The 21,196-nt window shown below is 62.1% G+C and carries 18 protein-coding genes; 13 read left to right on the top strand and 5 right to left on the bottom strand.

Translation table 11 applies throughout. The annotated features are described in order from the left end of the window. Nucleotides 1-119: 119 nt before the first annotated feature. The 10 genes from J7573_RS05945 to J7573_RS05990 all read left to right on the top strand — a co-directional run bounded on the left by J7573_RS05945 (nt 120) and on the right by J7573_RS05990 (nt 14,021). Entirely contained in the window at nt 120-2,714 is a 2,595-nt protein-coding gene (locus tag J7573_RS05945) for an S-type pyocin domain-containing protein (RefSeq protein WP_294330270.1), read from the top strand. After that, nucleotides 2,711-3,184: a hypothetical protein gene (locus tag J7573_RS05950; RefSeq protein WP_294330272.1), complete on the top strand. Its 474-nt coding sequence runs from the start codon at nt 2,711-2,713 to the stop codon at nt 3,182-3,184. Before J7573_RS05945 ends, J7573_RS05950 begins: the two co-directional genes overlap by 4 nt. After that, nucleotides 3,174-4,691: an S-type pyocin domain-containing protein gene (locus J7573_RS05955; RefSeq protein WP_294330273.1), complete on the top strand. Its 1,518-nt coding sequence runs from the start codon at nt 3,174-3,176 to the stop codon at nt 4,689-4,691. The genes J7573_RS05950 and J7573_RS05955 overlap by 11 nt, the downstream gene beginning before the upstream one ends. Before the next feature lie 151 nt (nt 4,692-4,842). Next, on the top strand, nt 4,843-5,841 hold the full coding sequence (locus tag J7573_RS05960; protein ID WP_103448446.1) for a phosphate ABC transporter substrate-binding protein PstS: 999 nt from the start codon (nt 4,843-4,845) through the stop codon (nt 5,839-5,841). 140 nt (nt 5,842-5,981) lie between these two features. Continuing rightward, entirely contained in the window at nt 5,982-8,270 is a 2,289-nt protein-coding gene (locus J7573_RS05965; RefSeq protein WP_294330277.1) for an ABC transporter permease subunit, read from the top strand. A gap of 17 nt (nt 8,271-8,287) precedes the next feature. Next, on the top strand, nt 8,288-9,958 hold the full coding sequence (pstA, locus tag J7573_RS05970; RefSeq protein ID WP_294330279.1) for a phosphate ABC transporter permease PstA: 1,671 nt from the start codon (nt 8,288-8,290) through the stop codon (nt 9,956-9,958). Between the two features lie 73 nt (nt 9,959-10,031). Continuing rightward, nucleotides 10,032-10,865: a phosphate ABC transporter ATP-binding protein PstB gene (gene pstB, locus J7573_RS05975; protein WP_110638940.1), complete on the top strand. Its 834-nt coding sequence runs from the start codon at nt 10,032-10,034 to the stop codon at nt 10,863-10,865. A gap of 154 nt (nt 10,866-11,019) precedes the next feature. Then, a complete protein-coding gene (gene phoU / locus J7573_RS05980; protein ID WP_294330283.1) occupies nt 11,020-11,790 on the top strand; it encodes a phosphate signaling complex protein PhoU in 771 nt (256 codons plus the stop codon). Between the two features lie 164 nt (nt 11,791-11,954). Further along, a complete protein-coding gene (locus J7573_RS05985) occupies nt 11,955-12,854 on the top strand; it encodes a response regulator (RefSeq protein ID WP_294330284.1) in 900 nt (299 codons plus the stop codon). A 264-nt stretch (nt 12,855-13,118) separates the two neighbouring features. After that, complete coding sequence (locus tag J7573_RS05990; RefSeq protein WP_294330286.1) at nt 13,119-14,021, top strand: peptidoglycan DD-metalloendopeptidase family protein; 903 nt, start codon at nt 13,119-13,121, stop codon at nt 14,019-14,021. A 2-nt stretch (nt 14,022-14,023) separates the two neighbouring features. On the opposite strand, the gene J7573_RS05995 is transcribed toward J7573_RS05990, so the two are convergent. The 3 genes from J7573_RS05995 to phoB form a co-directional block, all read right to left on the bottom strand. Then, nucleotides 14,024-15,364, bottom strand: a complete 1,341-nt coding sequence (locus tag J7573_RS05995; RefSeq protein WP_294330288.1) for a hemolysin family protein — start codon at nt 15,362-15,364, stop codon at nt 14,024-14,026. 128 nt (nt 15,365-15,492) lie between these two features. After that, the gene (gene phoR, locus J7573_RS06000) at nt 15,493-16,800 is read right to left on the bottom strand and encodes a phosphate regulon sensor histidine kinase PhoR (RefSeq protein ID WP_294330289.1); all 1,308 of its coding nucleotides are present in this window, start codon (nt 16,798-16,800) and stop codon (nt 15,493-15,495) included. Nucleotides 16,801-16,848: 48 nt separating this feature from the next. Then, complete coding sequence (gene phoB / locus J7573_RS06005) at nt 16,849-17,538, bottom strand: phosphate regulon transcriptional regulator PhoB (protein WP_003253341.1); 690 nt, start codon at nt 17,536-17,538, stop codon at nt 16,849-16,851. Nucleotides 17,539-17,712: 174 nt separating this feature from the next. Here phoB and J7573_RS06010 point away from each other — a divergent pair, with 174 nt between their 5' ends. Continuing rightward, complete coding sequence (locus tag J7573_RS06010) at nt 17,713-18,081, top strand: hypothetical protein (protein ID WP_294330308.1); 369 nt, start codon at nt 17,713-17,715, stop codon at nt 18,079-18,081. Nucleotides 18,082-18,140: 59 nt separating this feature from the next. On the opposite strand, the gene ubiA is transcribed toward J7573_RS06010, so the two are convergent. Together ubiA and J7573_RS06020 are read right to left on the bottom strand one after the other, a co-directional pair. After that, nucleotides 18,141-19,031, bottom strand: coding sequence for a 4-hydroxybenzoate octaprenyltransferase (gene ubiA, locus J7573_RS06015; protein ID WP_294330310.1), 891 nt, complete (start codon nt 19,029-19,031; stop codon nt 18,141-18,143). Next, a complete protein-coding gene (locus tag J7573_RS06020; RefSeq protein WP_294330312.1) occupies nt 19,031-19,588 on the bottom strand; it encodes a chorismate lyase in 558 nt (185 codons plus the stop codon). The genes ubiA and J7573_RS06020 overlap by 1 nt, the downstream gene beginning before the upstream one ends. A 113-nt stretch (nt 19,589-19,701) precedes the next feature. Between J7573_RS06020 and J7573_RS06025 the strand changes: the two genes are divergently transcribed. Continuing rightward, entirely contained in the window at nt 19,702-19,869 is a 168-nt protein-coding gene (locus tag J7573_RS06025) for a rubredoxin (protein WP_027917042.1), read from the top strand. Nucleotides 19,870-19,885: 16 nt separating this feature from the next. After that, on the top strand, nt 19,886-21,034 hold the full coding sequence (locus tag J7573_RS06030) for an FAD-dependent oxidoreductase (protein WP_294330316.1): 1,149 nt from the start codon (nt 19,886-19,888) through the stop codon (nt 21,032-21,034). Nucleotides 21,035-21,196 lie beyond the last annotated feature (162 nt).

Genomic DNA, 21,196 nt, shown 5'->3' on the forward strand with positions numbered 1-21,196 from the left:
ATTTTGGTATCAGTGAATATATAGAGGGGGTTGGTGTTTGGCTGGGCGTTTATAAATAAGTAACGCAGCGTCATACCGCTTTTTCACAACGATCGGCCATACAGACAAGGAGACTCTGTATGGCTCAGAACACATTTAACGACAATTCGACAGGTGATGTTGTCATCACCCATGGCTCTTCCGCTTCCAGCGGAGTCGGGGGTGGCTTCTTCAGCATTGGCGGGGGCGGTGGCTTCGGTGGTGGCTTTGGCGGTTCCAGCCGACGTCGCCGGAAAAAGCGGGCGAGAGCACGCGCTGCTGCGCTGGCCAAGGCGCAGGCCGAACAGCAAGCACGCCAGGCCGCGGCTGCGGCTGCAAGCGCCGAAGCACAAGCGCTCGCCCATCGACAGCGAGTGGCTGCCTACAGCCAGGCACGAGAAGGCCGGCGCGTGCAGCTTGACGCCCATTTCGCAGGCCAGGCTCAGGGGTTGACCCAGGCGCTTCAAGGCGAAATCGATGCAGCACGCAAGCGCCCGGAACATGACGGTAGCGAACGCTGGCAGCTTTATCAGATCACCAAGGCACGTAACGAGACAGAAGGGCTCATTGCGGCAAAGCAAGGCGCGCTGGCCGAGTATCAGGCACGAGCGGCTGCTTTCGCTGGCCCGGGTGCAAGCGCGGACACCTATGCCGCGCGGCTGTCAGGCCTGGCGACCGCAGAGCAGATGCAGCAACTGCATCGCGATTGGGAAGCGGCCTATCTGGCGTCCCAGGAGGCCCGGTTGCTGCAAGAGGCCATCAGGCAGTTGTCGCAGCGTTCAGCTGCATTGCTGGCCGAGCATGCTACGCAGCAACAGCTATGGAGGGAGAGGGAGGCACGCTGGGAAGAGCAGCGTCAGTACGCTGAACAGCGCGAAGCACGGGTTCGTTACAAGCAACAGGCGGATGAAGATCGGCGACTGCAACGGCTGAAAGATGCCGCCACGCTGACGGCTCCGGTTGCCGCAGCCCAGGCCGGTGGTGTGTTGCTCACCCAGGGCGGCGCACAGGTTGCGTTGGAAGTGGCCACTGCTATCCAGCAGGCCATCGCCAATGCGGCGAAGGAAGTGTTCAGGGTTGCAGCGATTCGCGCCGGTCAGGCCATTAGCCTGTCGGTTACGGCTATGGTGCACTCCCCGGTGCTGGGCGATGGCGAGTTGACTGCCGACCAGCGTCGGCGACGACTCGAAGGGCTGGGGGTACGTGCTGATCTGCTGGGCGTTGAGGCTGGGCAGGACCTCCAGGCTATCGCCAATGCTGGTGGTTCGGCCCGTCTCTCGAGTCGCATCAAGATCGAGCACCTGCCGGGAGGCAGTGGTGTCGCGGTGGCGTCGACAGGCGCCGGGATCGCGTCCGAGGTACGGGTCAGAAATGCCGTTTTCGATCCTCTGACCGAAACCTACCGACTCCAGGCTGAGACACCCACTGGCAAGACCATCGTCCTCGGTGGTTATACCGTGCCAGTAGAAGCTGGGTCGACGGGGAGAGTGCTGTCACTTGCGCCGGAGGTGGTTCCAGTAGGTGCGGGTGTGGACCTGCGCTTTGACGACTGCATTGTCTGTATTCCTGGCCACCCCCCTCAGTATTTCTCTTTCGTGGTGCCGCCAGCCGGTACTGGAGTGGTCAGCGGAAGAGGGCAAGCGGTTGCTGGCAATTGGTGGTCCGGCAATGGGGCCGCTGCTGGCGTGGCAGTGCCGGCACAGGTTGGCAACCAGCTGCGCGGCCGCCAGTTCACCGGTATGCCGGCTTTCGAAAGTGCGGTATGGCGGGCTATCGCAGCGGAGCAGGCGTTGCTTGGGCAGTTCGATGAACTGAACCAACGGCGCATCCTCAGCGGTTTTGCTCCTATTGCACCGAGGGCGAGTTGGAGCGGGACGCGGCAGGCGTTCGAACTGCGGCATGCAACTGGCGCCGGTGTTGGCTCCGGCCTCTATAACCTCGACCAGCTGAGTATCCACAGGCCCAGCGATACCCAGGGCGTGCTGACGGTGGTCCAGCCGTTCCAGCCCTGGTTCGCTTCCAGTGTGGCGCTGGCCTTTGACCCGGCAGTTGTACAAGGCCAGCCAACGCACACCTGGACACCTCTGGTGGTCCCAGGTGCAGAACTGCTCGGCCCGACGCGTTTGCCGGAGGCACCGCCGCTAACGGGTATCCTTCCGGGCGCGCCCACCGACCCCGTGGGGCCAAGTCTTGAAATACTTCCGGGCGTAAATCCAGGTGAAACTGGGGCCATAATTCCTGGGTTCGGTGGAGAGGAAGATTTACCCGCTCCGGGCCTGGTTAATAACGAACCCGCAAAAATAACCGAGTCGGGAAGTTATGGTGACTTGGAACGTCGGAGTATAAAGGATGATATGGATGTAGACCACATACCCGCTCAAGCACCGCTGAGGATATGGTTCGAAAGAAAGTTTACAGATATGACGCCCTATGAAATTAATCGAGTGTTAAAGCAAGCTCCAGCGGTAGTAATACCAACAAGAGTTCACAGAAAATACAGTGAAACCTATGGGGGAAGGAACACAAAGACTAAACAGATGCTGGATGCCTCAGATCTGGTGGTGGCAGTGAAAAGCAATGTTGAAGCGTTGAGGTCGGGGTTGATTGAGGAGGGTGTTTCGCATGTTAGAGTTGACGAAATGAAAGCGGAGCTTCTTGATTTGCTCAATGAATTTCTAGATATAGGTGATCTATGACAAAGCTTTTAGATGTTGAACGTTGGCTGAGTAGCATAGGTAAGAGCCATGCCGAACTGCTTGAGCGGGGGCTTGAGCCAACTCTTCGCTTTATAAAACTTTATTCCGGTGCGACAGAGGTTTATCTTGAGCCCGATCCCGGGATCAGCTGGAGATTCGATGCGGAAACCAAGATTTTGCAGGCGATAATTGTAACTTTAATCAGGCGAGTTGATCCGCAGCCAGAGTTTGAAGGTGTTCTTTCGCAACCATACGGGTGCCTGGATAAACACGCTGTTCGAGAGATCTGGGGGCATCCATTGAGTTCGAGAGGGCCATTGAAAATGCCTCGCCCGATAGGTGAGGCTGGTGGCTGGGATATGTATGAGCTATCTTCGCAAGGGTTTGAGGGTGTCGAGTTGGTGTATCAATATACTATCGATTTAAAAGTTTCCGGAATTGTCTTGAGGTGTAAGGAAGATGAAGCTTGAGGACCGGCTACTCGACTATGATGAGCAGGCTTTTTTGACTCTCGTCAACGCTATATGGGGTGTTGATGGCAAGAAGTCTGAACTCAACTCACTCATCGCCCATTTCGACCAGATAATCGACCACCCGGCCGGCAGCGATCTCCTGTTTTACCCAAGCGCTGACGAAACCGGCAGCATCAACTCCCCGGAACACATAGTTGCAACGATAAAGTCCTGGCATCAGCAAAAAGGTCGTGCGGCGTTCAAAGGCCAGATTTTGCAGCCACCACCGCCTCGGCAGACTCTGACCCGCGAGCAGCGCGCCATTCAGTCGTCCAATCTAAACCTGGAAAAAGTGCGCAAACTGGTGGCAGAGGTCCATGCCGCTGAGCAGCAGGCAGTGCACCAATTTGCCGTACTGGAGCAGCAACTGGCCACCGACCCTATTGCCGACACGCCAGAGCAGCAACTGGCTGTCAGCCTAGCCACGTTGCGTGCTCTGGAAACCACCCAGCACCAGGCCAGGCGCGCAGTAAAACAGCTTGAGCGGTTGCAGATGTCGGTCAAGTTCGCACGGGATGGCGCCGCGCGCGATGCCTCCAGTTCATTCCTCAACGCGCCGATTCAGGCCGTGGTGCTGCAGGAGATCAGCGCTGGCAGCCAGCGGCACGGGGCAGCGCTGGCGGCGGTACAGGCGCGCCATCCCGGCTTGTATGCCCGAGCGGTGACGCTGATCGAAACCCTCGAGGCGCGTATCGCCCAACTGGCCAGAACCACGCTGACCGGGCCAGGCCATGGGCCGCTGACGTTGCAGGCGCATGCATCTGCAGCAGGCCTGCATCCGGCATTGCTGACGGCGCAGGGCCTGAGCCGCGAAGTGGCCCAACAGCAGCATTACCTGACCAAAAGTATCCGCTCCGCAATAGCTGAACTGGAGTGGCAATCGACCTCCGTGCAAGGCGAGCATCCTGGCACTTATGCAGATGTTGTCGAGTTCGTGCTGGGTACGCCAAGCGATGACCCGCGTTTTGCCATGACGGTGCCGTTGGATGAACTATTCACCGGCGAGGATCTGGACTGGGCAGCCCTGGCTGCAGAAAGGGCCGAGGTGGATTTGCCCGTACGCTTGTGCTCCACGGTTCGCGGCGCTGGCTCTTTCACCACCACGGGCGTCAAGCCATTCACCCGTTACTCCCATGTGGTCATGACGCCCACTCAGGGGACGCTCGTCCCTTCGAACGTGCGCGTGCGGCCGGCTGCCTGGGATGGTACGCGGCAGGTGTTTGCCTTTACCAGCGAGGGTCAGGCGCCGGTGACCGTGCTGTGGCACACGGAGCGTGCGCCCTATGCACTCAAGGATCAGGCACGGCCGTCGAGCATTGGTTTCCTGCATATGCCAACGGTACCGCTGATCGAACGCTTCGCCGACTTGTCTCAGGTGCAATTCGATGACTACGTCGTGGTGTTCCCGCCCGACACTGGCTTGGCACCTCTATATATCGTGTTCAGAGACCGTCGCGAGCTATAGCATGGGGCCGCATCTGTGAAGGCCATCCTCAGAATTCCAGTGATGGCCTTTCATCCATTTGTCACAATTGAGTCATATCGTATTCATGCGGCCTGCAGATACTTGGCCCCGTTCCATCCAACACCCCAAATATTCCTGCTAGGAGCAAGGCATGAAACTGAAGCGTTTGATGGCGGCCCTCACCTTTGTCGCCGCTGGCGTTGCGACCGCCAACGCGGTAGCCGCTGTCGACCCTGCAATCCCGACCTACACCAAGACCACCGGTGTTTCGGGCAACCTCTCCAGCGTCGGTTCCGACACGCTCGCGAACCTGATGACTCTGTGGGCCGAGGCCTACAAGAAGGAATATCCGAACGTAAACATCCAGATTCAGGCTGCCGGTTCCTCGACTGCGCCACCCGCGCTGACCGAAGGCACCGCCAACCTCGGCCCGATGAGCCGCAAGATGAAGGACGTCGAGCTGCAGGCCTTTGAGCAGAAGTACGGCTACAAGCCAACCGCCATCCCGGTCGCCGTCGACGCCCTGGCCGTGTTCGTGCACAAGGACAACCCGATCAAAGGCCTGACCATGGCCCAGGTCGACGCCATCTTCTCGTCCACCCGCCTGTGCGGCGCCAAAGCCGAAGTCAAGACCTGGGGTGACCTGGGCGTGACCGGCGACCTGGCCAACAAGCCGGTTCAGCTGTTCGGCCGCAACTCGGTATCGGGCACCTACGGCTACTTCAAGGAAGAAGCCCTGTGCAAAGGCGACTTCAAGCCTAGCGTCAACGAACAACCTGGCTCGGCTTCGGTCGTGCAGTCGATCAGCTCCTCGCTGAACGGCATTGGCTACTCGGGTATCGGTTACAAGACTGCCAGCGTCAAGACCGTGGCCCTGGCCAAGAAAGAAGGCGGCGAGTTCATCGAAGACAACGAAGCCAACGCCCTGAACGGCTCGTACCCGCTGTCGCGCTTCCTGTACGTGTACGTCAACAAGGCGCCGAACAAGCCTCTGGCCCCGCTGGAAGCCGAGTTCGTCAAGCTGGTGCTGTCGCAAGCTGGCCAGCAGGTCGTGGTGAAGGATGGCTACATCCCGCTGCCGGCCAAAGTGGTCGACAAGACCCTGGCTGACCTGGGCCTGTCCCACAGCGACAATGTTGCAAAGAAGTAAGTAACTGAGAAGAGGCCGGAACCCCAAGGCCGGCCTCTTCCACGCTTTTCCCAGTCCGAAGCCAGGGTTCCTGTGCGGCGGGCTTTGTCACGTCAACACATTGTCATGTTTTTGTCATACGGGACCGCTAGGGTGTGCGCATGAATGATCTGGCCAATTCCACAATGACCCCAAATTCCCCGCCCGTGCGGATTGACTTCAATACGCCCGAGTTGCAACGCAAGCGCCGGATGCGCGCCCTCAAGGATCGCCTGACCCGCTGGTATGTACTGGTGGGCGGGCTTGCCGTCTTGGCGGCCATCACGTTGATCTTCTTCTATCTGGCCTACGTGGTGCTGCCACTGTTCCAGGGTGCCGAGCTGACCAGCAAGAAAGCCCTGGAGCCGACCTGGCTGCAACAGGATGCCGGCAAGCCACTGATGATCGCCCTTGAAGAGCAGAACCTGGTCGGCATGCGCGTATCAGACAAGGGGCAGGCCATTTTCTTCGACACCAAGAGCGGTAACCAGCTCAGCCGCGTCGACCTGCCATTGCCGGCAGGTACCCAGGTCACTTCGATCAGCGCCGACCAGCCGGGCAGCCCGCTGGTGGTGCTCGGTCTGTCCAATGGTCAGGCACTGGTGTTCCACCACACCTACAAGATCACCTACCCGGACAACAAGAAGACCATCACTCCAGGCATCGACTACCCGTACGGCCAGGCGCCGTTCGTGCTCGACGAGCAGGGCCGTGCGCTGGAGCACGTGAGCGTCAACGTCAACGGCGAAACCCTGGTGCTGGCCGGTTCCACCGGTGCGCACCTGCAAGTGGTCGAGCTGTCGCGGACTGAAAACATGCTGACCGGTGAGACCAGCACCGAGCAGAACCGCATCGAATTGCCGCAGATGACCGAAGCGGTGAAGAACATCTTCATCGACCCGCGTCAGCAGTGGTTGTACGTGATCAACGGTCGCGCCACCGCCGATGTCTTCAGCCTCCGCGACAAGAGCCTCAATGGCCGCTACAAGCTGGCGGAAAGCGCCGACACTGAAATCACCGCCACCGCCCAGCTGGTTGGTGGTATTTCGCTGATCATCGGTGACTCCAAAGGTGGCCTGGCCCAGTGGTTCATGGCCCGAGACCCGGATGGTGAGCAGCGCTTCCAGCAGATCCGGACTTTCCAACTGGGCAAGGCACCGATCGTCCAGATCGACGCCGAAGAGCGTCGCAAGGGCTTCATCGCCCTGGACACCGACGGCAAGCTCGGCGTGTTCCACAGCACCGCGCACCGCACCCTGCTGGTCGAGCAGGCTGCCGAAGGCGCAGGCATCCTGGCCCTGTCGCCGCGTGCCAACCGCATCATCATCGAAGAAGGCGGCAAGCTGCTGCCGCTGAGCCTGCGCAACCCGCACCCGGAAATCTCCTTCAGCGCGCTGTGGGGCAAGGTCTGGTACGAAAACTATGACGAGCCTAAATACGTCTGGCAGTCGACCGCCTCGAACACCGACTTCGAACCGAAGCTGAGCCTGTCGCCGCTGACCTTCGGTACCCTCAAGGCCGCGTTCTACGCGATGATCCTGGCGGCTCCGCTGGCCATTGCCGCTGCCATCTACACCGCCTACTTCATGGCCCCGGGCATGCGCCGCAAGGTCAAGCCGGTGATCGAACTGATGGAAGCGATGCCGACGGTGATCCTCGGCTTCTTCGCCGGCCTGTTCCTCGCACCGTACCTGGAAGGCCACCTGCCTGGCGTATTCAGCCTGTTCCTGATCATGCCCATCGGCATCCTGCTGGCAGGCTATACCTGGAGCCGCCTGCCGGAGTCGATCCGCCTGCGCATCCCGGATGGCTGGGAAGCGGCGATCCTGATCCCGGTGATCCTGGCGATCGGCTGGATGGCCCTGGCTGTCAGCCCGTACCTGGAAAGCTGGTTCTTCGGCGGTGACATGCGTCTGTGGATCGAGCACACCCTCGGCCTGCGCTACGACCAGCGCAACGCCATGGTGGTGGGTATCGCCATGGGCTTCGCGGTCATCCCGAACATCTACTCGATCGCCGAAGACGCCGTGTTCAGCGTGCCGCGCAGCCTGACCCTGGGCTCCCTGGCCCTGGGGGCGACGCCATGGCAGACCCTGACCCGCGTGGTCATCCTCACCGCCAGCCCGGGCATCTTCTCGGCGCTGATGATCGGCATGGGCCGTGCGGTGGGCGAGACCATGATCGTGCTGATGGCCACCGGCAACACCCCGGTGATGGAACTGAACCTGTTCGAAGGCATGCGCACCCTGGCCGCCAACGTGGCGGTGGAAATGCCTGAATCGGAAGTCGGCGGCAGCCACTATCGCGTGCTGTTCCTCGCCGCTCTCGTGCTGCTGATGTTCACCTTCGTCATGAACACCTTGGCCGAGCTGATTCGCCAGCGTCTGCGCAAGAAATACTCGTCGCTTTGATAGAAAGGTAGCGATCCGTGAAAAAGGATTCCCTCAAAGGCTGGTTCAAGAGCGGCGCCCCAGGCGTCTGGATCAGCGGTGGCGCGGTGGCCATGGCGGTGATCATGACCGTCGGCCTGCTGGCGGTGATCGCCGTGCGCGGCCTGGGCCACTTCTGGCCGGCCGACCTGATCCAGGCCACCTACAAGGTGCCGGGCCAGGCCGACCATGTCGTCATCGGCGAAGTGGTGCAGAAGGAAGAGGTACCCCGTGCCCGCCTCAAGGGCGCCGGCTTGCCGGTGCCGGACGACGGCCCGGAGTTCATGACCCGCGAGCTGATCAAGGTGGGTAACCGCGACCTCAACGGCAACGACTTCACCTGGGTGGTCGGCGACTGGCTGGTCGACGAGCAGCACCCGGCCGACCTGATGGCCCTGGAGCGCCGCGAGTGGGGCAACTTCTACGGCTACCTGGTCAGCGTCAAGGAAGAGGGACGCGTGGTTGCCCAAGGCCCGGCGGCCTGGAACGAGTTGCAAGCCCGTCTCAAGCGCGCCAACCAGCTCAACAGCGAACTGCAAACCCTCGAAAAGAAAGACATCGGTGCCATCAACCATGGCCTCGAACGCCTGCGCCTGCACGGTCGCAAGCTGGAACTGGACGGCAAGCTGGACGCCGCCGCCCAGGCCGACATGGACGCCGAACGTGCCGAGCTGAACAGCCGCTACAAGGCCATCGAGGACCGCCTGCTGGGCCTGCACCAGGCCTTCGCCCGCGACAGCCTGGTGGCCCGCGACGGCAACGGCCGTGAAGTGGAAATCAACCTGAGCAAGGTGGTGCACGCCATCCAGCCGAACGGCATGTCCGGCTTCAGCAAGATGGGCACCTACTTCGCCAAGGTCTGGGAGTTCCTCAGCGACGACCCGCGTGAAGCCAACACCGAGGGTGGTATCTTCCCGGCCATCTTCGGCACCGTGATGATGACCCTGATCATGGCCGTGATCGTTACGCCGTTTGGCGTGCTGGCCGCGGTCTACCTGCGCGAGTACGCCAGGCAAGGCCCGGTGACCCGCCTGATCCGCATCGCGGTGAACAACCTGGCCGGCGTACCGGCGATCGTCTACGGCGTATTCGGCCTGGGCTTCTTCGTCTACGTGCTGGGCGGCTCGATCGATCGCCTGTTCTTCCCCGAAGCACTGCCGGCACCGACCCTGGGTACCCCAGGCTTGCTGTGGGCTTCGCTGACCCTGGCGCTGCTGGCCGTGCCGGTGGTGATCGTGGCCACCGAGGAAGGCCTGGCACGGATTCCGCGGACCGTGCGTGAAGGCTCCCTGGCCCTGGGGGCGACCAAGGCCGAAACCCTGTGGAAGATCGTCCTGCCGATGGCCAGCCCGGCCATGATGACCGGCATGATCCTCGCCGTGGCCCGCGCCGCCGGTGAAGTGGCGCCGCTGATGCTGGTGGGTGTGGTGAAGCTGGCGCCATCGCTGCCGCTGGACGGCAACTACCCGTACCTGCACCTTGACCAGAAGATCATGCACCTGGGCTTCCACATCTACGACGTCGGCTTCCAGAGCCCGAACGTCGAGGCGGCGCGCCCGCTGGTATACGCCACCGCGCTGCTGCTGGTGCTGGTGATCGCCACCCTCAACCTGTCGGCGGTGTGGATCCGTAACCACCTGCGCGAGAAGTACAAGGCGCTCGACAGCTGAGCCTGAATTGCAAGCGTGCCGCCTGCCAGCCGGGCGGCCCTTTGAAACGAATTGAAAGCGTATGGAGTTGACCATGCAGAACGAATCCCACACCCACGGCATCGACATGTCTGCCCTGGGTCGCGACAAGCAGGGCCTGCGCCTGGCCGAAGAAACCGTGGCCATCGAAGTGCCGGGCCTGAGCCTGTTCTACGGCGACAAGCAAGCCCTGTTCGACGTGCAGATGAACATCCCCAAGCAGCGCGTGACCGCCTTCATCGGGCCGTCCGGCTGCGGCAAGTCGACCCTGCTGCGCACCTTCAACCGCATGAACGACCTGGTCGACGGCTGCCGCGTGGAAGGTGCCATCAACTTGTACGGCAACAACATCTACCGCAAGGGCGAAGACGTGGCCGAGCTGCGTCGCCGGGTGGGCATGGTGTTCCAGAAGCCCAACCCGTTCCCCAAGACCATTTACGAGAACGTGGTCTACGGCCTGCGTATCCAGGGCATCAACAAGAAGCGCGTGCTCGATGAAGCCGTGGAGTGGGCACTGAAGGGCGCTGCCCTGTGGGATGAGGTCAAGGACCGCCTGCACGAGTCCGCCCTGGGCCTGTCCGGCGGCCAGCAGCAGCGTCTGGTGATTGCCCGTACCATCGCCGTCGAGCCGGAAGTGCTGCTGCTCGACGAACCGTGCTCGGCGCTGGACCCGATCTCGACGCTGAAGGTCGAAGAGCTGATCTACGAACTGAAATCCAAGTACACCATCGTCATCGTGACCCACAACATGCAACAGGCGGCCCGTGTTTCGGACTACACCGCGTTCATGTACATGGGCAAACTGGTCGAATTCGGAGATACCGACACCCTGTTCACCAATCCGGCGAAGAAGCAGACCGAAGACTACATCACCGGTCGGTACGGCTAGCAGCCCTGCGGCCCCTGTGGGAGCGGGCGTGCCCGCGAAGCAGGCGCCGCGGTGTATGGCACCGGCTTTGCCGGTGTTCGCGGGCACGCCCGCTCCCACAGGGAACGACACGAACCACTAGAAGCTTGCGCTTGCAGCTTCGCGGAGCGAACACATGATCAACAAAGAAAGCCTTACCCACCATATTTCCCAGCAGTTCAACGCCGAACTCGAAGAGGTGCGCAGCCACTTGCTGGCCATGGGTGGCCTGGTCGAGAAGCAGGTGAACGATGCCGTCACCGCCTTGATCGAGGCCGACTCGGGTCTGGCCCAGCAGGTGCGTGAAGTCGACGAGCAGATCAATCAGATGGAGCGCAACATCGACGAGGAATGCCTGCGCATCCTCGCCCGCCGCCAGCCGGCAGCCTCCGACCTGCGCCTGATCATCAGCATCTCCAAGTCGGTGATCGACCTTGAGCGTATCGGTGACGAGTCGACCAAGATCGCCCGCCGCGCCATCCAGCTGTGCGAGGAAGGCGAGTCGCCGCGTGGCTACGTCGAGGTACGCCACATCGGCGACCAGGTGCGCAACATGGTGCGCGACGCCCTCGATGCCTTTGCCCGCTTCGATGCCGACCTGGCGCTGGCAGTGGCCCAGTACGACAAGACCATCGACCGCGAATACAAGACCGCCCTGCGTGAGCTGGTCACCTACATGATGGAAGACCCGCGTTCGATCTCGCGGGTGCTCAGCGTGATCTGGGTGCTGCGTTCGCTGGAGCGCATCGGCGACCACGCGCGCAACATCTCGGAACTGGTGATCTACCTGGTGCGCGGTACCGACGTACGGCACATGGGCCTCAAGCGCATGAAGGCAGAAGTCGAAGGCACTGCGGGTGACGAGGCCGAATTCGCTAATGTTCCGGGCAAACCTGACGATAAATAAGATTGCTCGCGAGCATCGACGCCCGGCCCGTGCCGGGCGTTTTCGTGTGTGGCAGAGCAATCAGCAGGCACCCGCGAACGATGCGAAGAAGTCCCGGCGTGACCCTAGAGTTGGCAAGTGGCCACCCTTGCGCGGTAGGCTAGTCGGGTTCAAGAGGAGTATCGATGAGTAAAGTCAATGTGCTGGTCGTGGATGACGCACCGTTCATTCGTGACCTGGTGAGGAAGTGCCTGCGCAATGCCTTCCCGGGCATGGTCATCGAAGACGCGGTCAACGGTCGCAAGGCCATGGCCATGCTGGGCAAGGAACCGTTCGACCTGGTGTTGTGCGACTGGGAGATGCCGGAGATGTCCGGCCTGGAACTGCTGACCTGGTGCCGTCAGCAGCCCGAGATGAAGGACCTGCAGTTCATCATGGTGACCAGCCGTGGTGACAAGGAGAACGTGATCCAGGCCATCCAGGCTGGCGTCTCCGACTTCGTCGGCAAGCCGTTCACCAACGAACAGCTGTTGACCAAGGTGAAGAAAGCCCTGAGCAAGATCGGCAAGCTGGAAAGCCTGATGGCCGGTGCGCCGGCACGGGTGAATTCGGCATTCGCCAACGATTCGCTGAGTGCACTGACCGGCGGCAAGCCTGAAGCGGCCAAGGTCGCGCCCCCTGCTGCAGCGCCAGCCAAGCCTTTGCTCAATGCACCCAAGCCGCAAACTGCGGCGGCTGCGGCCCAGACCGGGCGGGGGCAGGGCCAGTTGCGCCTGGCCAGCGGTACCCAGCCCTGCGTGATCAAGGCGCTGAGCCTCAAGGAAGCGCTGCTGGTGGTCCGTCGCAGTGCAGCGCTGCCACAGGTGCTGGAAGGCGCAGTGCTTGACCTGGAGCAGGGTGAGAACGCCGAAGTGGCGCGCCTGAACGGCTATCTGCACGCCATCGCTGCGCTGGAGCCCAAGCCGGAAAGTGACTGGCTGCAGCTGACCTTCAAGTTTGTCGACCAGGATGCGCAGAAGCTCGACTACCTGTCGCGCCTGATTGCCCGTGGTACCCAGCAGAAGCACTTCACCCCCGGCGCCTGATCAAGGCCATACATAGGTTTATCACCAACTTTCAGGCATGCGCTGTACTTGTGGGAGCCGGGCTTGCCGGCGATGGGCCGCGAAGCGGCCCCGCGATTTCAAGGTAGTTGCATAAACTGTCGGGGCCGCTTCGCGGCCCATCGCCGGCAAGCCCGGCTCCCACAAGGTCCGCATCAACCTGCCGGTCTTCCGACCAGCTGCAATACCGCCCGCTAATCCCGCTGCTAGTCTTCGACAGACCATACCTGTCAAAAAGCCACCATCATGCCAGCCGCCGCCCGCTTGCTGCTTTTCTGTGCCTTGCTTTCAGCCTCGGCGTCGAGCATGGGCATGACGATCTACAAGACCGTCGACAACACCGGCGTGGTCTCGTACTCCGATCGCTACAGCCCGGGGGCGAAAACCTTCGAGCTCAGCGAGCCGATCCTCGATCACATCGATGGCAAGGTGCGCCTGCAGGCCGAAACCTTCCCAGGCGGTGTGCGCTTCATGGTGCGCAACGACTTGTATGTGCCGATGCAGGTCGAGTTGCGCATCGACAAGCTGAGCAACGCCTTCGGTGGCAACCAGACGCGCAACATACGCACTGTGGTGGGGCCACGTTCGAGCAAGGTGCTGAGTTCGGTGCTGGCCGCGTCCGGTGGCAAGTTGCAATACGCTACAAGCTTCCAGTACGCCATGGGCGACCCTGGCCAGCGGTCCTTGGCTTACCGCTACCCATTTCCCTGGAAGGGTGGGCCATTTCGTCTGACCCAGGGGCCCAACGGCCGCTTCAGCCACTTCGGCCCCAGGAGCCGCTATGCGATGGACATCGCCATGCCGGAGGGCACGCCGATCATTGCGGCCCGAGGCGGGATGGTGGTGAAGGTCGAGAATGGCCAGAGTGGTCGAGGCACCAACCCGGGGGGCAATTTCGTGCGGATTCTGCACCCCGACGGCACCATGGGCGTGTACCTGCACCTGATGCGCGGTTCGGTGGTGGTGCGCGAAGGGCAGCAGGTGGTGGTCGGGCAGGCCCTGGCCAAGTCGGGCAATACCGGTAACAGCACCGGGCCCCACCTGCATTTCGTGGTGCAGCGCAATGTGGGGCTGGCGCTGGAGTCGATACCGTTCCAGTTCGACCGGCCGCTTGGCGGGTTGCCGGACTTCACCGCCGGCAACCCGTAGGGTCAGTCGAGCTTGAGCACCTTGGCCAGGACGATCTTCGGCCCTTTCATCTTCTTGATGATGATGCGCAGGCCTTCGACCTCCAGCACTTCCTCTTCCTCGGGCACGCGCTTGAGGGTCTCGTAGACCAGGCCAGCGAGGGTTTCTGCCTCGATGTGGTCGAGGTCGACACCGAGCAGGCGCTCGACCTTGAACAGCGGCGTATCGCCCCGCACCAGCAGTTTGCCCGGCTGGTAGGCGAGGATGCCGCGTTCGGTCTTGCGGTGTTCGTCCTGGATGTCACCCACCAGCACTTCCAGCACGTCTTCCATGGTCAGGTAGCCGATCACCTTGCCGTCGGCTTCCTCCACCAGCACGAAGTGCGCGCCACCCTTGCGGAACTGCTCCAGCAGCTGCGACAGCGGCATGTGCCGCGACACGCGCTCCAGCGGGCGGGCCAGGTCGTCCAGATCGATGGTTTCGGGCAGGTGTTCGAGTTCGGCCAGCTCCAGCAGCAAGTCCTTGATGTGCAGCAGGCCGGTGAACTCCTCGCGCTCGGCGTCGTACACCGGGTAACGGCTGAACTTGTGCCGGCGTACCAGGGCGAGAATTTCCTTGAGCGGGGCATGGGCGTCGATGCTGACCATGTCCTCACGGGAGTTGGCCCAGTCCACCACTTCCAGCTCGCCCATTTCCACCGCCGAGGCGAGCACGCGCATGCCTTGGTCGCTCGGGTCCTGGCCACGGCTGGAGTGCAGGATCAGCTTGAGTTCTTCGCGACTGTAGTGGTGTTCGTGGTGCGGGCCAGGCTCACCTTGGCCAGCGATGCGCAGGATGGTGTTGGCGCTGGCGTTGAGCAGGTAGATGGCCGGGTACATGGTCCAGTAGAACAGGTACAACGGCACGGCGGTCCACAGCGACAGCAGCTCAGGCTTGCGGATCGCCCACGACTTGGGCGCCAGTTCGCCGACCACGATGTGCAGGTACGAAATGACGAAGAAGGCGACGAAGAACGACACCGCCTTGACCAGTTCGGCGCTGTCCACGCCCAGGTAGGCCAGCAGCGGCTCCAGCAGGTGGGCGAAGGCCGGCTCACCGACCCAGCCCAGGCCCAGCGAGGCGAGGGTGATGCCCAGCTGGCAGGCGGACAGGTAGGCGTCGAGCTGGTTGTGGACCTTGCGCAGGATGCTGCCGCGCCAGCCATGCAGTTCGGCGATGGACTCGACGCGGGTGGCGCGCAGCTTGACCATGGCGAACTCGGCGGCAACGAAGAAGCCGTTGAGCAACACCAGCAGGAAGGCAAAGATGATCATGCCGAAATCGGCGAATAACGAGGCGAGGCTGATACCAGGGGAAGGGTCCATGATGGAGTTTTTACGGGGTCCGTCTTTGAGATAGAGAGAAAAAAAGTGCCAGCTCTTGCTGGCACAGGGGATCCAATGTAGCGGCTGGGGCCGCAAAAGCAAAGGGCTGCAAAGCAGCCCCCGGTACCTCAGGCCTTGCCGTTGGCCAATTGTGCCGGCCCAAAGTGACAGGTGAAGGTACTCCCATGCCCCGGTACGCTGCTGATTTCCAGCTTGCCGCGGTGGCGCATCAGCACGTGTTTGACGATCGCCAGGCCAAGGCCGGTGCCACCGGTATTCGACGCACGGCTGGAGTCGACGCGGTAGAAGCGCTCGGTCAGCCGCGGCAGGTGCTTGGCGTCGATGCCGACCCCGGAATCCTGCACCGACAGGTGCGCGCCGTGTTCGTCGCCCCACCAGCGGATGCGGATGTTGCCTTCATCCTGGGTGTACTTCACGGCGTTGAACACCAGGTTGGAGAAGGCGCTGCGCAGTTCCGACTCGCTGCCCTTCAGGCGCAGGCCAGGTGCGGCTTCCAGGGTGATTTTCTGGTTACGCGGCCCGGACAGTGCCTGGGCATCCTGCTTGATTGCGGTGAGCAAGGCATCGACCGCCACCGGCTGGTTGTCCGACGGGTAGTCGGTGGCTTCCAGCTTGGCCAGCAGCAACAGGTCGTTGAGCAGGGTCTGCATGCGCGAGCCTTGCTGGGTCATCTGCTGCAGCGCCCTGGCCCAGCGCGGGTTCACGTCCTCGACGTTGTCCAGCAGGGTTTCCAGGTAGCCGGTGATCACGGTCAGCGGTGTGCGCAGCTCGTGGGAGACGTTGGCGACGAAATCCTTGCGCATCTGCTCGAGCTGATGGATGCGGGTGACATCGCGCACCAGCATCAGGTGCTCGTTGTTGCCGTAGCGGGTGATGTGCAGCTGCACGCGCAGGCGGTCGTTGATCGGGGACGGGATTTCCAGAGGCTCGACGTAGTTCTCCGCCTCGAAGTATTCCTTGAAGCGCGGGTGGCGCACCAGGTTGGTGACCGGCTGGCCGCCGTCCTGCGGGGTCTTGAAGCCCAGCAGCGTCTCTGCGGCGCGGTTCCACCACTCCAGGTTGCCGTCGCTGTCGAGCATGATCACCGCATCGCGCAGCGCCGCAGTGGACTCCTGCACCCGGTCGATCACTGCCTGCAGGCGCCCGCGTACGCGCTGGTCGCGGCGCTGCAGGTGATAGATGCTGTCGAACACCTCGCCCCACAGGCCGTAGCCATCGGGCGGTGCTTCATCGGGTTGGTGGTTGCGCAGCCAGTCGTGCAGGCGCAGCAGCTGTTTGAGGGTCCAGCCCAGGTACAGCGCCAGGCCGATGGCCAGGCTCCAGCCGTAATAGCCGCTGACCAGGCCGCCGATCAGGCAGACGGTGATCAGCAGCAACAGGTGGCGAATCAGGGTCGCGTGCCAGTTCTGGTTCAATTGACGGTCCTTGTACAACGACTTGCAGCTTGGCGCTTGTAGGCTCGATCAGCTCTTGGTCGAGAAGCGGTAGCCAGTGCCCCGGACGGTTTGTACCAGATTTTCGTAGGCTTCACCCAGTGCCTTGCGCAGGCGACGGATGTGCACGTCGACGGTGCGCTCCTCGACATACACGTTGCCGCCCCACACCTGGTCGAGCAGTTGGCCGCGGGTGTAGGCGCGTTCCTGGTGGGTCATGAAGAACTGCAGCAGGCGATACTCGGTAGGGCCCATCTCGGCCGGCTTGCCATCGATGGTCACGCGGTGGCTGATCGGGTCGAGCAGCAGGCCGCCGACTTCGATTGGCGCTTCGCTGTCGCTCGGGCCGGTGCGACGCAGCACGGCCTTCAGCCGGGCGACCAGCTCGCGGGGCGAGAACGGCTTGGTGATGTAGTCGTCGGCGCCAACTTCCAGGCCTTGGATCTTGTTGTCCTCTTCGCCTTTGGCGGTGAGCATGATGATCGGGATGTCGCCGGTCAGCTCGTCGCGCTTGAGGCGGCGTGCCAGCTCAATGCCGGAAGTGCCGGGCAGCATCCAGTCGAGCAGGATCAGGTCCGGTTTGCGGTCGACGATGATCGCGTGGGCCTGTTGCGAATTCTCCGCTTCCAGGCAGTCATAGCCGGCCATTTCCAATGCAACGGCGATCATCTCGCGAATAGGCGCTTCGTCGTCGACGATCAGAATGTTTCTGCCAACCATGCTCAAAACCTCTCCCAGTAATCGTGTCTTGGCCCGCATTAGATAACGGAATTATTGCAGCTGTGTGACAGGGTGTTGGCCGTTCTGGCGACATTCCATGACTGGGCTAGGCTTCACAGGGCTGCTGCGGCGGCAAACAGAATGCATTCCACCCCCGAATCAATGGTGATTCCAATGACACGACATACGCTGAGCTGGATGGCCCTTTTCGCTGCACTGGCGCTGCCGGGGGTGGCGTCCGCCCACCATGCCATGGAGAAAGACGGCATGTTGGTCGATCACAAAGGCATGACGTTGTATACCTTTGACAAGGACGCCGACGGCAAATCGATGTGCAATGGTGACTGTGAGAAGAACTGGCCGCCATTGATGGTCGAAAAGGGCGAAAAGGCTGAGGGCAAGTGGACGCAGATCAAGCGTGACAGTGGCCACATGCAGTGGGCCTATGACGGCAAGCCGGTGTACACCTTCGTCAAGGACAAGAAGGCCGGGGACATGACCGGTGACGGCATGAAAGACGTCTGGCACGTCGCTAAACCGTAAAGGCTGACTCTTGACCCTGTGGGAGCGGGTCAACCCGCTCCCACAGGTGGAGGCAAGGATCAGCGCAGGGCGTAATCCAGCACCACCCCGATGAACACCAGCAACCCCGCCCAGTGATTGTGCAGAAACGCCTTGAAGCACGACTCGCGGTCCAGCTTGCGCGTCGACCAGTATTCCCAGGCGAAGCACACCGCCGCACCCAGCAACCCCAGGTGGAACCAGCCACCCAGCTCGAAGCGGCTGCCCGCCAGCAGCAAACAGCCCAACGACAACAGCTGCAAGGTCAGGATGATCATCCGGTCCGCATCGCCGAACAGAATCGCGGTCGATTTCACCCCGATCTTCAGGTCGTCATCGCGGTCGACCATGGCGTAATAGGTGTCGTAACCCACCGTCCACAGCAGGTTGGCGATGTACAGCAGCCAGGCACTGGCCGGCAATTCGCCACCGGCCGCGGTAAAGGCCATGGGGATGCCCCAGGAATACGCGGCACCCAGCACCACCTGCGGGTAATAGGTGTAGCGCTTCATGAACGGGTAGCAGAACGCCAGCGCCACCGCGCCGAACGACAGCCACACGGTCCGGCTGTTGGTGCACAGCACCAGCAGGAAACTCACACCGACCAGGATGGCGAACAACGCCAGCGCCTCGCGCGATTTGACCCGGCCACTTGCCAGCGGGCGGTCTGCAGTACGTTTGACGTGGCCATCGACCTTGCGGTCGGCGAAGTCGTTGATGCAGCAGCCGGCTGCGCGCATCAGCACCACGCCCAGGCCGAAGATCAGCACATTGGCCAGGGTCGGCGAGCCGTGCCCGGCGATCCATACCGCTGACAGGGTCGGCCAGAGCAGCAGATAGATGCCGATCGGCCGGTCCATGCGGCTGAGCTGGACGAAGTCCCAGGCCCGTGGGTGCAGGCGGTTGAGCGACTTGAGCAGTTGCAGGTACATCAGCGGTTCTCCTCCTTGGCCGCTTGCCACAGTGTAGGCAGGAAAACCTCGGCCACCAGCAGGTCGAGGCCGTCACGGGCGAAGCGCGAGCGACGCCCCCACAGGCCCTCTTGCATGGCATTGGCCGGTAGCCAGGCCTGCGGATAACGGCAAACTTCGATCGGGTGGCGAATGAACGCCTGGTCGCAGAACAGCAACTCGCCTAGTGATCGGCTGCCCAGGGTTTCCAGGTCCAGGCCGCCGCGTTCCAGGGCGCTGCGGCTGGCCACGCTGCGGGCGAACACCCAAGGTTCGCCATGCCCGCGCAGGAACACCTCGCGCACCCAGCCCTCGGCGCCTGGAGCGATGTTCAGGGCCAGGCATTCGTCATCGCGCAGCGGTTGCCAGCCTTCGAACAGGGGGGTGACACTGAAGTGGTCCTGGGACAGCTGGGTGAGGCGGCGAGTCAGGGAGCCTTCGTCGAACAGCCAGGCCAGGGTTGGCTGGTCGATTTCAGTGGCCAGCTGTGAATACGGCAGCCACGCGACAGCGGCTGCTTGCGGGGATTCGTACGACACGTCGGTATGCTTGCTTACAGCCAGAGAGGCGGCGAGCTTAGCATGATTGCCCTGACTGCTTGCATAATGCCGGGCTACAACAAAGCCTGAGCGACACCGAGGAAATTGACCTGATGAAAAAGTGGCAGTGTATTGTCTGTGGCCTGATCTATGACGAAGCCGAAGGGTGGCCGGACGACGGCATTCCGCCCGGTACCCGCTGGGAAGACGTACCGGCAGACTGGCTGTGCCCTGACTGCGGTGTGGGCAAGAGCGACTTCGAAATGATCTCCATCGGCTGATAGAGGAAAGCACGGCATGACGTTCCCCGTAGTCATCATCGGTACCGGCCTGGCCGGCTACAACCTGGCCCGTGAATTTCGCAAGCTCGATGGCGATACGCCGCTGCTGCTGATTACTGCCGACGACGGCCGTTCCTACTCCAAGCCCATGCTCTCCACCGGCTTTGCCAAGCACAAGGACGCCGATGACCTGTGCATGGCCGAACCTGGCGTGATGGCCGAGCAGCTCAAGGCCGAGATCCGCACCCATACCCGCATCAGCGGTATCGATCCGGGCCACAAGCGCCTGTGGATCGGTGAAGAGGCGATCGAGTATCGCGACCTGGTACTGGCTTGGGGCGCGCAGACCGTGCAGGTGCCGATCGACGGTGATGGTGTCGAGCGGGTGTTCCCGATCAACGACCTCGAAGACTATGCACGCTTCCGTGCCGCTGCAGCGGGCAAGCAGCGTGTGCTGATTCTTGGCGCCGGCCTGATCGGTTGCGAGTTTGCCAACGACATGCGCCTGGGCGGTTTCGAGGTCGACGTGGTGGCGCCCTGCGAACAGGTCATGCCGACCTTGTTGCACCCGGCCGCCGCTGCTTCCGTGCAAGCCGGCCTGGAAGGGCTGGGCGTACGCTTCCACCTCGGCCCGGTACTGACGCGCTTGCAACAGGCGGGTGAAGGGCTTGAGGCGCACCTGTCCGATGGGCAAGTGATCGCCTGCGACCTGGTGGTATCGGCCATCGGCCTGCGCCCGCGCACCGACCTCGCCGCCGCCGCCGGGCTGCAGATCAACCGCGGCGTGGTCGTGGACCGCCAGCTGCGTACGTCGCACAACAACATCTTCGCCCTTGGCGATTGCGCCGAGGTCGACGGTATCAACCTGCTCTATGTGATGCCGTTGATGGCCTGCGCCCGTGCCCTGGCGCAGACTTTGGCCGGTAACCCGACCCTGGTCAGCTATGGGCCGATGCCGATTACGGTGAAGACCCCGGCTTGCCCGCTGGTGGTGTCACCGCCGCCAGTGGGCCGTGAAGGCAACTGGCAGGTCGAAGGGCAGGGCAGTGACCTGAAAGTGCTCTGTCATGCTGCTGACGGCCAGTTGCTCGGCTATGCCCTGACCGGCAGCGCCGTCATGGAAAAACTGGCGCTAAATCGGCAGTTACCCGCCTTGATGGCGTGAATAGCGGGCGTTCTGTCGGATTTATCCTGTTGTTGCCCGCACAATGGCCGCCCAGATACTGGCGCGGCCTCGGTGGGCGTGCCATTCTCAGTTCCGTCTGCCGCAGATTAGAGCCTGCGGTGCCTTGAACGCTGCTTCAATGGCAGCACGGCATAACAACAA

This window comes from Pseudomonas sp. (genome assembly GCF_017744435.1).
In the GTDB taxonomy this organism is placed as follows: Bacteria; Pseudomonadota; Gammaproteobacteria; order Pseudomonadales; family Pseudomonadaceae; genus Aquipseudomonas.